The organism is Sporosarcina sp. P13 (assembly GCF_002743055.1).
In the GTDB taxonomy this organism is placed as follows: Bacteria; Bacillota; Bacilli; order Bacillales_A; family Planococcaceae; genus Sporosarcina.
In genome coordinates this window covers 246,673-257,921 of sequence record NZ_PDYM01000001.1, presented here as the reverse complement: position 1 = coordinate 257,921, position 11,249 = coordinate 246,673, and the positions used below count along the sequence as shown (strand labels likewise).

At 38.7% G+C, this 11,249-nt stretch carries 13 protein-coding genes; 7 read left to right on the top strand and 6 right to left on the bottom strand.

Features of this window, described 5'->3' with window-relative positions; genetic code table 11:
- Nucleotides 1-208 precede the first annotated feature (208 nt).
- Together ytvI and CSV79_RS01280 are read right to left on the bottom strand one after the other, a co-directional pair.
- Nucleotides 209-1,264 (bottom strand): sporulation integral membrane protein YtvI, encoded by a 1,056-nt coding sequence (gene ytvI, locus CSV79_RS01285; protein ID WP_099687216.1) that lies wholly within the window; start codon nt 1,262-1,264, stop codon nt 209-211.
- A 106-nt stretch (nt 1,265-1,370) separates the two neighbouring features.
- The gene (locus CSV79_RS01280; RefSeq protein WP_099687215.1) at nt 1,371-1,730 is read right to left on the bottom strand and encodes a YugN family protein; all 360 of its coding nucleotides are present in this window, start codon (nt 1,728-1,730) and stop codon (nt 1,371-1,373) included.
- Nucleotides 1,731-2,000: 270 nt separating this feature from the next.
- On the opposite strand from CSV79_RS01280, the gene CSV79_RS01275 reads away from it, so the two are divergent.
- Nucleotides 2,001-3,017, top strand: a complete 1,017-nt coding sequence (locus CSV79_RS01275; protein WP_158232440.1) for a CAP domain-containing protein — start codon at nt 2,001-2,003, stop codon at nt 3,015-3,017.
- On the opposite strand, the gene CSV79_RS01270 is transcribed toward CSV79_RS01275, so the two are convergent.
- On the bottom strand, nt 3,014-3,769 hold the full coding sequence (locus CSV79_RS01270) for an amino acid kinase family protein (RefSeq protein ID WP_233201332.1): 756 nt from the start codon (nt 3,767-3,769) through the stop codon (nt 3,014-3,016). The genes CSV79_RS01275 and CSV79_RS01270 overlap by 4 nt on opposite strands.
- Nucleotides 3,770-3,855: 86 nt before the next feature.
- On the opposite strand from CSV79_RS01270, the gene CSV79_RS01265 reads away from it, so the two are divergent.
- Both CSV79_RS01265 and CSV79_RS01260 read left to right on the top strand, forming a co-directional pair.
- Nucleotides 3,856-5,274, top strand: a complete 1,419-nt coding sequence (locus CSV79_RS01265; RefSeq protein ID WP_158232439.1) for a Mur ligase family protein — start codon at nt 3,856-3,858, stop codon at nt 5,272-5,274.
- A gap of 59 nt (nt 5,275-5,333) precedes the next feature.
- The gene (locus tag CSV79_RS01260) at nt 5,334-5,777 is read left to right on the top strand and encodes a YlbF/YmcA family competence regulator (protein ID WP_099687212.1); all 444 of its coding nucleotides are present in this window, start codon (nt 5,334-5,336) and stop codon (nt 5,775-5,777) included.
- Between the two features lie 34 nt (nt 5,778-5,811).
- On the opposite strand, the gene CSV79_RS01255 is transcribed toward CSV79_RS01260, so the two are convergent.
- A complete protein-coding gene (locus CSV79_RS01255; RefSeq protein WP_099687211.1) occupies nt 5,812-6,690 on the bottom strand; it encodes a glycerophosphodiester phosphodiesterase in 879 nt (292 codons plus the stop codon).
- A 252-nt stretch (nt 6,691-6,942) separates the two neighbouring features.
- On the opposite strand from CSV79_RS01255, the gene CSV79_RS01250 reads away from it, so the two are divergent.
- A complete protein-coding gene (locus tag CSV79_RS01250; protein WP_099687210.1) occupies nt 6,943-7,215 on the top strand; it encodes a YlbG family protein in 273 nt (90 codons plus the stop codon).
- Between the two features lie 14 nt (nt 7,216-7,229).
- On the opposite strand, the gene CSV79_RS01245 is transcribed toward CSV79_RS01250, so the two are convergent.
- Complete coding sequence (locus CSV79_RS01245) at nt 7,230-7,625, bottom strand: DUF7147 family protein (RefSeq protein WP_099687209.1); 396 nt, start codon at nt 7,623-7,625, stop codon at nt 7,230-7,232.
- A 70-nt stretch (nt 7,626-7,695) separates the two neighbouring features.
- Here CSV79_RS01245 and CSV79_RS01240 point away from each other — a divergent pair, with 70 nt between their 5' ends.
- Genes CSV79_RS01240 through coaD form a run of 3 tightly spaced genes read left to right on the top strand, consistent with a single transcriptional unit; the run spans nt 7,696 to nt 10,176 of the window.
- Nucleotides 7,696-9,138, top strand: coding sequence for a hypothetical protein (locus tag CSV79_RS01240; protein ID WP_099687208.1), 1,443 nt, complete (start codon nt 7,696-7,698; stop codon nt 9,136-9,138).
- On the top strand, nt 9,135-9,692 hold the full coding sequence (gene rsmD / locus CSV79_RS01235) for a 16S rRNA (guanine(966)-N(2))-methyltransferase RsmD (protein WP_099687207.1): 558 nt from the start codon (nt 9,135-9,137) through the stop codon (nt 9,690-9,692). The genes CSV79_RS01240 and rsmD overlap by 4 nt, the downstream gene beginning before the upstream one ends.
- 1 nt (nt 9,693) lies before the next feature.
- Nucleotides 9,694-10,176 carry a pantetheine-phosphate adenylyltransferase gene (gene coaD / locus CSV79_RS01230; RefSeq protein WP_099687206.1) on the top strand — a complete coding sequence of 161 codons (483 nt, stop codon included), beginning with the start codon at nt 9,694-9,696 and terminating at the stop codon, nt 10,174-10,176.
- Between the two features lie 87 nt (nt 10,177-10,263).
- Here the strand turns inward: coaD and CSV79_RS01225 are convergent, their stop codons facing one another.
- Nucleotides 10,264-11,148: a hypothetical protein gene (locus tag CSV79_RS01225; RefSeq protein ID WP_099687205.1), complete on the bottom strand. Its 885-nt coding sequence runs from the start codon at nt 11,146-11,148 to the stop codon at nt 10,264-10,266.
- Nucleotides 11,149-11,249 lie beyond the last annotated feature (101 nt).

Here is an 11,249-nt window from a genome sequence, read left to right as displayed (position 1 = left end):
TGTTAAAATTCATATGCACGTATCACCTTTCACTTTTACTTGTTTCTAGACAATTCAAGTATAAAAGAAATCGGTGATCACGTGTATTTTTTTATGCAAATTGTACGCATACCCCAACAAATATTATAGAACCCGTTTTCAAAGCGATATTAGGCTTTTAAATACCGAAAGGGTAAATCACATATTAGTGTGATTTACCCTTTTATAATTATATTTTGAAATCTAATTTGATAATGCCTGCCTCTCTTGCTGTGTTGAAGAGAATCACTAACATAGGGCCGATGAAAAAGCCAAGGACACCGAATAGTTTCAGTCCGATAAACATTGCAATCAATGTAGGTAACGGTGACAATCCAATTTGAGAACCCATTACTTTAGGCTCGATTGTTCGTCTAATGATTAATAGGATAATTGCCAAAATCGCAAGTTTTGTACCCATTGCTAAGTCACCGGAAACGTACTGGTAGATTGACCAAGGCGCTAAAATAATGATGGAACCTAGAATAGGAATGATGTCGATAATCCAGATGACTAAAGCCATAACTACCGCGTATTTAGGAAGGATTATAAGTAAACCGATAAATGAAACGACAAGAATAATCAAACTTACTAGAAACTGGGCTTTGATAAACCCTAAAATAACACTGTTTAATTTGCTAACCATATAGTGTACTTTTTGTGCTGTTGCTTCAGTCAGGTGACGATAAAACATCAATTTTAAGTTCGGTAATTCAAGCATAAACAAGAAGAGAGCCATCATAAACACGATAAAGCTTACGAGGAAGTTAGGTATATCGGATATTAAAGCTAAAATCCTATCGTAACTAAGAAGAGTAATTAAAGAAATACGAATCGATTCTATAATTTCATTAAATTCTTTCTCAAGCATTGTGATAATATCTTCTGGCATCCCTACTGTATATTGAAAAAGTTTACTTTGTGTATTGATCCATACGCTTGAAAGTGAATTCAAATAAGTAGGTATTTCCTTTGTGAAGTGAACAATTTTTCCGATAAGAGTAGTAACTGTGTAGAAAAAAAGAAAGAGAACCACACCGACGAAGACGATGAAATTCACAATTACAGAAACTTTTCTTTTCCAATTAAACTTCTTCTCTACTGATTTCACCAATGGATCTAAAGCGAGGGCTGTTATGAACGCTAAAATAATCGGAATCGATACAGGTAAAATAAAAAATGCAATCAATAATAAAACGATGATTGTTAGTGTAACTAATAAATTTCGTTTTGTAATAAATTTCAAAAGTTATCGTCCTCCACGTAGATACTTCACTTAGTATAACCAAATTAGTGGAGTAATAGAAGGAAAAAGCCGAAGAACAATAAGCTCTTCAGCTTTTTCACATAAATTACAAACTATATTGCTTTAACTCGTCATAAACTGCTTTAGCTGTTAACTCGCAGTCCTTAACTAAGCTAGCTGGGAAGTCTTCATCTTCTCCATACTCAACACCAAATGGATAATAGTACTTACCAAGCACAGGCTGCTTTAAGCGAACCGTTGCTTTTCTACCATCAATATCGCCCTCAACTAACTCTCCAAAAATACGTAAGTAATATGTACCTTCACGGATCACATACTTCTTATCAAAAGTTACACGCTCGTAATCCCATTGTCCATCAAGTCCAAGATTATTCTTAAGCATAACTTCTTCCATAACTTTTAGATCTGCTACAAGGCCCTTAATGCCTGTATTTTCAACATACATTCGTAAATCCCCCTTCATGTTCGTCCAGACAAATACTTATACCATTATATCATAAAACAAATCAATTTTAGTTGCAATGACAACATTGTGTCAACGCTTTCTTATGCTATGTAATAAAGGTGACTACAGTTCGCGTATTCTGTACAATAATAGAAAGAATGATTCTAGTAACAAGGAATCGAAGTATAGAAAGGAGAGGGAGAGTACATGTGGAGAGTTGGTTGGAAGATCCTTCTTCTGTTAGCTATTGTCATGGGGGTATTCTATTTTATGAATGATAATGTAAGTGAAAATGAACCACTTGAATCACCTGTTCACCACGGTTCTCCTATTGCAGTACCTGAAAAGGATCAATCTATAGGTGGCAAAGGTATGCCGAGACCAGAAGAAGGAATATCTATTTATGTTGGTCAAAAAGTGCAAAAGCTAGAGGAGGATTTCGGTAAACCATCACGTATAGAACATTCAAGTTTTCAATATGAATGGTGGGTGTATACAAAAGAACCACGTTTGATGGCAGGTGTTTTAAAAGGTAAAGTAAATCAGATTTATACAGCGGATGAGCAATTGGATGTTTCGCCATTTAGGATACGTCAGGATGTGGAAGAAATTCATCGATTTACCCCGATCGAGTCAGAGATTGATGTGGCTATCAACGAAAATATTTATACGTTTTCATTAAACAGCGAAGATATTAATAATCGGATGCTTATACCGTATCAGAACTTATATGTTCAGTTATATATCGATCAAGTGGATGGTCAGTTAGAAGGGGTTCGTTTTATTAGCCCGAGTACACTTGTGAAACACCAGCCGTATGATATGACCTACTTAGGAGAAATGATTGAAGCACCAAAGCCGTCATCAACCGTTCAAACAGAAGTCGACCGGTCCATGGAAAGACAAACTTTTGAGCTGACTAATCAGTTACGAGAAGAGCATAACGTACCCCTATTAAAAAATGATGAAAAATTGGCTACGCTGTCATGGGAGCATAGCCAAGAAATGATTTTTCAGAAGTACAGTTCACATACGCCACAATCGACAGAACTCTTTGCAGAGCGTTTGAAAATAGCAGGAATACCTAACACGAAAGCGGCTGAAAATACAGCTTTTAATTATATTGATGCAATTGAAACGGTTCATGGCTGGCTAAATTCACCAAAGCATAGAGACGTTCTATTGAATCCATCCTTTACGCATATGGGTGTCGGTGTTTATAATAAATACTACACACAGTCTTTCGTTACGCAGAATAAGACGATAGACATGATAGAAGAAGACTAAGGGAGGATCCACGTACCCTCCTCGTCAGACGCGATGCCTCGTATATGAAGAGGTATCGCATTTTTTTTTGCATGAATCGCAGCTTTTTTCTGTATGATTGGTCGTCCGCAATCTAGCAATGGTAAAAACTCATCAAATGTTAATCGGTCAAATCGTTTATATAAAGAGGTTTTGTGAGGATCAGCAGACATGACTGCAGGAACATCTTTATAAAATTCAACATGACTAGCTTGTAGGGCATCGGCTAAAGCGATGGCTGTCAAATCACTGCCACCTCTGCCTAATGTCATAAACTGACCTAACTTATTCATCCCTTGGAAGCCGGGCACGATTAGGCAAGAATGACTTTTCAGTGTTTCTAATAAATGAGAGGTATTGATTTTTTCAATCGTTGCATTACAAAAATCACCGGTTGTACGAATGCCTGTATTTTGTCCATAGATGATTGTGTTATCTATACCTGCATTAATTAATTCGGCAGACAATACGGCAGATGAAATCAACTCACCGCATGCAGCAGCTAAATCTCTTGCCTCCCCAGAGTTTGCGAAAGCATCCGTAACTTTAAGCAATTGATCGGTCGAATAGGCATCCTGACCTCTACCCATTGCAGACACAACAACGACAACCGAACGATATTTCGACAAAGCTTGCTTAATATGTTGAATGCACTTCGCCCGTTGTTGCTGATTCTGCATTGCAATCCCACCAAACTTTTGGATAATCATAGAATCCCAACTTTCTCGTGACATTCTTCTTACACCCTTCATAAGATACTTTATGCTTCGTTTCATTATATTCTGTGGTGTATAAAATGTTCGGGAAGGGGCGAGATACCTTGCTTTTATCAGAACTAATGAAAGATTGGCCATGTACAGTGTTGCAAGGCTCGATTCGACAAACAATCAATGGAATCACTGAATCGTCAACGACAGTGCAGAAGGGATATGTATTTGTCGCTAGGAAAGGTAGAGTGCAAGATGGCATGCAGTTTATTGAGGAAGCGCTCGAAAAAGGAGCGAATACAATTGTTACTGATCGAGTTCATATAGACCTTTCGTGTATACCTGAAGAAATTACAGTATTAGTGATACCGGATAGTTCGCTATTCATTTCTTACGCAAGTGCAATGATGTCAGGTAATCCAGCAGAAGAATTAACAATCATCGCTGTTACCGGAACCAATGGTAAGACTACGGTTAGTCATTTTATTGGTCAGATGCTCCGTGCAGCCGGTAAAAGCGTTGCTGTCATAGGAACGACAGGGATCTTTGTTGATGGCAAATTCCTTGCGTCAACAGAAGACTCGATGACGACGATGCCTGCAGAAAAATTGCATCCACTTTTACGTGATTGTGTTGATCGACACGTTACGCATGTTGTTCTTGAAGCTTCATCATTAGGTTTATATGCTAATCGCTTAGCACATTGTCCGATAACAATCGGTATTTTATTGAATATCGGGATTGATCATTATGAAGAACATGGCGGAAAACAACAGTATATTAATGCGAAAAAGCAGTTATTCTCATTAGCAAAAAAGATGATTGTCAATGAAGATGATTTGCTTTGCTATGAGATTAGCAAGGAGATGAACGTTCCGCCGATGTATTTTGGTAGTGATCATGTCAACGGGGAGCAAGGAGAGTTAGTAATTCATGTGCCTGGTAAACATAATAACTTGAATGCCAGAGCAGCTTGTTGTGCATTATTGCTACTCGATTATCCGTTCTGCGAAATCCAGAAATATGTCTCAGCACTACGTTTACCTACGGGGAGAATGGAAAAGTATTCCCAGGATGGCATCGACGTTTACGTGGATTATGCGCATACACCTGATGCTTTACAAGTGGTTTTGGAAGCGTTGCGTGAGGAAGGAAAGAATGTATGGAGCGTGTTCGGTTGTGGGGGAGATCGTGATCATGAGAAAAGACCACAAATGGGTGCCATAGCAGCACATTATAGTTCATATGTCATTTTGACGTCTGATAATCCGCGATCGGAAGAACCAGCGCAAATTATTTTGGACATCTTATCAGGCACAACAGGATTTGCAACTCCTATTGATGTGATAATTAATCGAAGATATGCGATTCGGTACGCGATTCGGAAGGCACAATATGGGGATATCGTTTTAGTTGCTGGAAAAGGTCATGAGCAGACCCAACATATTGGAGAAAAGATACTTCCGTTTTGTGATATGGAAGAAGTAAAACGTGCTTTTCTCGATCGAAACCATCTTGACGAAAAATCTTAATGAATAGGCGAATGACATGTTTTTTGGTATGATGGTACAGATAGGAGGTGCGGCAATTTATGATGATGACAGATGAATGGATGCGTGTCATTGATATGGCGGAAGAACTTTCCGATATGCTGCTGCGTTCTGAGGTTGTGAAAATCTATCGTGACGCTTACGACCGTGTGTATTCAGATGCTGATCTACGGAAAGAAATCTTAACGTTTACTAAAATGAAAGAACAATATGAAGACGTCCAACGTTTTGGACGTTACCATCCTGATTATAAGGTGATTATGAAGGAGATCCGTCTTCAAAAAAGAGCCTTAGATTTGCGAGAAGAAGTTGCCGCTCTACGTCTGGCAGAAAACGATGTTCAAGCGTTATTAGATGATATCGGCAGAATCATCGGACTGTCCGTTTCCGATGCGGTAAAAGTACCTGCTGGCGACGGTGTATTTACAAATAGTTCATGTGGTGGCGGATGCGGCTCAGGCGGCAGCTGCTCTTGCTCGGCATAAATCCCATAACAAAAACCCTGCAAAAATGCAGGGTTTAGTTTTGGTTACAATAAGTCAAAACCTCGTCAGGTGTACTCGTGATAAATCCGTCAATATCTAGCTTAGCTAACTTCTGCATAGTAGATGTATCTGATACTTCATAAAACACATGTATATTTAGTTGTTTCAGAAAATTGACGAAACCTTCCGAAGCGAACGGAAATACACCGAACTTTTCCGGTAAACAGAATAAATCAGCTGTTGGTTTATATAAATGACCAAAACCGCTACTATATGCAACATATGCTTTTTTGATTTCCTCGCTACCGGCGCCAAGTGCAACAGAATTTTGCGCATACAAATTAAAACGATCAATTTGTTCATCATATAAACTAGTCACAACTACTCTCTCCGCTGCATCCAGCTCTTTCAGCAAACGCCACATTTTCGAAGGAATTAAGCTTCCTTCATATGTATCAGGCGAATCACTTATAGAAATGATAATGAGCAACTGAGGAAACTTTTCCAATAGTTCACGTAAAGAAATGATTTGTGAAGAACAATCAGCTGTAGATTCATGCGATTGATCAGCGTCCATATCATATTCATCTTTTATTTCGGCAAGCGTGTAGTCTGCAATCTCAATAGAATATAATAGATCTGTGCACGGTACTAATAGAATTTCTTCATCTTTTGTAAGCTGTACATCTACTGCAAATCCATGCACACCTAAATCGGCGACATTTGTATAGGATGATAGCAAATGAACGGAAGAGTCATCAGCAATATGTACATCTGCTACTACAGCTAATTCAGAAAATTGCAGCGCTTTCTTTTCAGCCCGCGGCTCTGATTTTACAACCACTTTGGACGCTGCCCATGCAGCAACACTAGCAGCTCCCACTGTTAAAGCAACTTTTGTTTTCCTGCCCACTTTAATAACCTCCTCAGTAGCTGTTCTTACCCCACTGTCTTTTTCTCACTCCGTTTAATAAGAAGTGAATATAAATATCTAACTTAGTGTAACCTATTCATAGAAAGGTACGCAATCCTTGATGAATGATATTCGTCCGACAAAGAATGACGTTTCTAGCATATGATAATATAATACGAACATTCGATATGCAAGGTTGCAGGACTTTTCTTACATATGGTATTGTATGGAGTAAGAAAGAGGGGGAGAATTATGATTGATCGGCAAGGTGTAATTGTCTATCTCCATCATTTAAAACAAGCAAAATCACTGCGCAAATTTGGGCATGTTCATTATATTTCCAAGAGAATGAAATATGTTGTCTTGTATTGTAATATGGATGAATTAGAAGGGACTATCAGTAAATTAGAGCGTTTATCTGCTGTGAAAAAAGTATTACCTTCTGAGCGTCCTTTTGTTAGTACGGTGTATGAAAATGCTAAGCCAGACAAAGCGAAAGAGTACGATTACAAAACAGGTTTATAATCGTAACTCTTCAATTAGTGAAGTGGCGGCAATAAGTGATTTAACCGTAAAATGCCAATAATATACTGATAATATAATTCCTTCTCAGCAAATTGAGAAGAATGTTTCACTTCCACACGGACGGGTTGGATGTTTAGCGATTGCGCATGTTCCATAAATAAGTCATAACGTTTGGACGGTTTCTTCGCTGTTAGTTTAATACCTTCCCTACAAACATAAATAGGCATAAAGTTGCTATCCGCTGTAGCGGGTGTAAACGATACGGCTAGTGAAAGCTTTTCATTTTCGCCATCTTTGAATGCTAAAATATAAGACTTAAAAATTCTGTGGGTGTTTGTAGACATTAATTCGAACAGCTCATAAATGTCACTATAACCTTCCCCGAGTTCAATAAAACGTTGTTGAATCATAATCAAGGCTTCCTTTCAAGCAATTAGTAATAGTTCTTATCCATCATACCATGTGATGAGGTGTTGTACTTTGAAAGTTATAGTGAGGATTTTATTTCTATTGGCGGCAGTTAATGGTGGACTCGTTTATTTGCACTATAGTCAATCCATAAATGCAAATGATGAAAATGCGCAACCAGATAATTATCGTCAAGAAATTGAAGTCATCAATCGCGCAGATGGATTGTACATCCGTCATCACTTTTATAATTTATCTGAGGGGAGATATGAAATTATTTGGCCTAAAGGAAGCGTGGATCAAGGGTGCCTGACGGAAGAATCTGTGTCTTGTTCTCGATTGAATGAATCAGGTATCGCTTTTGACGAAGGAGAACGTAATCGGCAGTCTATAGCGTATAAGTTGCCAAAGAAAGAGCCGTTAACAGGGCGCAAATTATTTAAAAAGCCATTTGTCTTATTAAAAGATGCTAAGCCTTTAACTACTGTATTTCATATGACAGACGAACAAAATATTGGTGGAATGTGGGTGAACGGCTTAGAGCGGGTTGGAGTGGCGGATAAAGAGCGAATTTCGTATCGTCTTTATCGCGGTGTCGGTTTCGTCAATGAATTGTACTGGCAGCCACAAGCGATTCCGATTGCGTATTCATCCAATAAATTAACGGTCTACGGTGAAGGTATAAGGAAAGAGCAGATTGAACAAATGGAGGACATTCTTGAAGGTGTCGGTGGTGATCATATAAGTGTTGTTCTATCGCCACGTAATCAGCCTTTGTATACGCAACGCTTTATTGTGGAGAAGACGGAGCAAATGAATCAGGTGCTAAGGCAAGTCGCTAGAATGAGTGTGCAATCACGCTTTCGTCTTCTGGCGGACGAGCCATCTATGAACAGTATGCTGGCATCGCTCCTCTCTGACCAAGCAGTAGGGACGAAAGCAGAACAAGGCGTCTACAATCGTCTGAAAGAAGCGCTCTCAGAAGAGCAATATGAAACATTCCGTCAAAAAATCCATAATGAGATCGGACGTAAACTCTCTGCAGAGAAAATGGATAATCTTTTGTTAGGTATAACAGGTTTCGAATCGCGGTATTTTCAGAAAACGATGCATGAACGACGTTATAGCTATCCATTTTTATTATTGGATGCAAGGAGATTAGTAGTAGACGGCGATATAGTACCGAAGGCGAAGGCAGTTATACAGGATGGCAAAAGCTATTATCCGGCAGATGTATTGTTGACTAGAATGGGTTACCAAATTTCATCGAATGAACAATCGATCTATATTGAAAGTCCAAAACGTAAGTATCGGTTTTCCAAAATCCAACCATTTTATGTAATGAATGAACGGAAATTCGACTATAAAGAAAAGCCGTATAGGACGATCGATCAAACATTATTTTTTGAAGAAAATTGGTTTAAACGTATTTTCTTTGTGCTAATCGAGAAGTCCGACGAATCCATTGCAATCGAACAAATTGAACAGCTGATAAAGGAGATGGAAAAACAGTGAGAGTCATTTCTGGTACCAGAAAAGGTACGCCGCTTAAGTCTTTACCCGGAACTTCTACGAGACCTACATCGGATAAAGTAAAAGAATCTGTATTCAATAGAATCGGCCCATACTTTGATGGTGGAACGGTCGTCGAATTATTTGGAGGTAGTGGATCCATCGCAATCGAAGCGCTATCAAGAGGGATGGACCAAGCGATAGTATTTGAGAAAAATGCAAAAGCTTGTGCTATCATTAAATCTAATGTTGAAAAATGTCGACTCGATGATCAAATACATATTGAAAGAAAAGATGCCCGACAAGCTGTCGCGGTTCTACAGCAAAAAAATGTTACGATTGATTTATTATTCGTGGACCCGCCGTACGCAGCTGTAGAATATTATGATGTGATTTACGATCTTGTGAAACAAGGTTTATTGTCTGAAGTTGCGACAATTGTGTGTGAACATGAAAAAAAGGTTGTGTTACCAGAGGCGTATGAAACATATAGCCGGATAAACTCAGCGATATACGGAAATTCAGCTGTTACTATTTATGAGAAAAGAGGCTATTGATATGGCAAAAATCGCAATCGTTCCAGGAAGTTTTGATCCGGTGACAAATGGTCATTTGGATATTATACAAAGAGCGGCAAAGACCTTTCCGCAAGTACATGTGGCGGTAATGAATAATTCATCGAAAAAGCCTTTGTTTTCGGTGGAAGAGCGAATTGCACTTATACATAAAATTACATCACAATACAGTAACGTAACAATTGATTCATCGTCAGGCTTGCTAATTGACTATGCACATAAGATTAAGGCCACTGTTATCGTTCGTGGCTTACGAGCCATTTCGGATTTTGAGTATGAAATGCAAATTACGTCGATGAACCGAGTACTCGACGAAAGTATTGAAACATTTTTTGTTATGACAAAGAGTCAATATTCATTCTTAAGTTCAAGTATAGTTAAAGAGGTCGCTCGATATGGCGGAGATGTCTCGTCTCTCGTGCCTCCACATGTAAACGATGCCTTGATGAAGAAGTTTGATATGTAATAAAATCTGTAAAGTAAGTAATACTATGTAGTGGTTATGATGGACTGTTCATCATAACCACTTTTTTATCCAGAAAAAGAAATAAATTTAATACATCCATAGAAACAGTAAAGGCACGAGAACTATGTTCCAAGCTCTTCCGGCAATGTATGGTAGGATGCTTATGCTCGCACCCTTTGCGAGCGTCATGACTTGCATGTGGATGCTCAGACCGTTGATTGAGATGATGGTTGCAATTAGTAATGGATAAATCGCAGTGCCGCTGAAATATTCCGTAGCTGCTTGGACACCAGATGTCATTTCGAAGACAGCTAATAATAAGGTCTTCGTAATTTCCATATCGACAGGGAAAATAGCAGAAACTACATGGGAAAGGACATTTCCCAAAGAAGAGAAGAAAATTACAGTCGTCGCAACTAATAAAATGACAGATGAACTGTCTTTAATTGAACTTAAGAGCGGAGAGGTTTTTGAACTATGTGAAATTGATTGTTGTGGCGGTTGTATAGAATGTCCTCTCAAAATAATTAGGGATAACAAGAAGAACACTACATTCGCCAAATGAATAGCGATAAGCAGTTTCCATCCATTTGCTACACTACCTAACAATTCATTCCCTACAAATCCGATGATGAACATAGGTCCTGGTGCATGACAAGCTGCAAGCAATAGGCTACTTTCTCTCGGAGATAGTTCGCCGCTTTTCTTCATTTCACTAACCGTGACGGCTCCCACTGGAAAACCCCCAAACGAACCGAGAACATACGCTTTTATGTACCTACTCCATTGGCTTTTCTGATGACGATTCGTTGGCATTTTTAATAGCCATTGCGTCAAAATGATATAAGGCAACAAATAAGGTAATAAAGCATGGAGAAATAATTGGGCGCCAGAAACGGCTCCTTCATGCGCAACATCAGGCTGGATGATAAATAATATAATTAATGCCCAAATGACCGTCACATTAATCATAGGTCTATGTGGCGGATAGGAAAATGGCTATGCATCCGTCGCTCTCCTTCCTATTTTTTGAACTCCAATGGAATCTACCGTAATATATATGTTGTATTCGT

Excerpts from the sequence above, each read along its gene's own strand:
- CSV79_RS01280 (WP_099687215.1), bottom strand. The coding sequence starts at position 1,730 with ATGTATGTTGAAAATACAGGCATTAAGGGCCTTGTAGCAGATCTAAAA.
- CSV79_RS01275 (WP_158232440.1), top strand. The coding sequence starts at position 2,001 with ATGAATGATAATGTAAGTGAAAATGAACCACTTGAATCACCTGTTCAC.
- CSV79_RS01270 (WP_233201332.1), bottom strand. The coding sequence starts at position 3,769 with ATGTCACGAGAAAGTTGGGATTCTATGATTATCCAAAAGTTTGGTGGG.
- CSV79_RS01260 (WP_099687212.1), top strand. The coding sequence starts at position 5,334 with ATGATGATGACAGATGAATGGATGCGTGTCATTGATATGGCGGAAGAA.
- CSV79_RS01250 (WP_099687210.1), top strand. The coding sequence starts at position 6,943 with ATGATTGATCGGCAAGGTGTAATTGTCTATCTCCATCATTTAAAACAA.
- CSV79_RS01245 (WP_099687209.1), bottom strand. The coding sequence starts at position 7,625 with ATGATTCAACAACGTTTTATTGAACTCGGGGAAGGTTATAGTGACATT.
- coaD (WP_099687206.1), top strand. The coding sequence starts at position 9,694 with ATGGCAAAAATCGCAATCGTTCCAGGAAGTTTTGATCCGGTGACAAAT.
- CSV79_RS01225 (WP_099687205.1), bottom strand. The coding sequence starts at position 11,148 with ATGATTAATGTGACGGTCATTTGGGCATTAATTATATTATTTATCATC.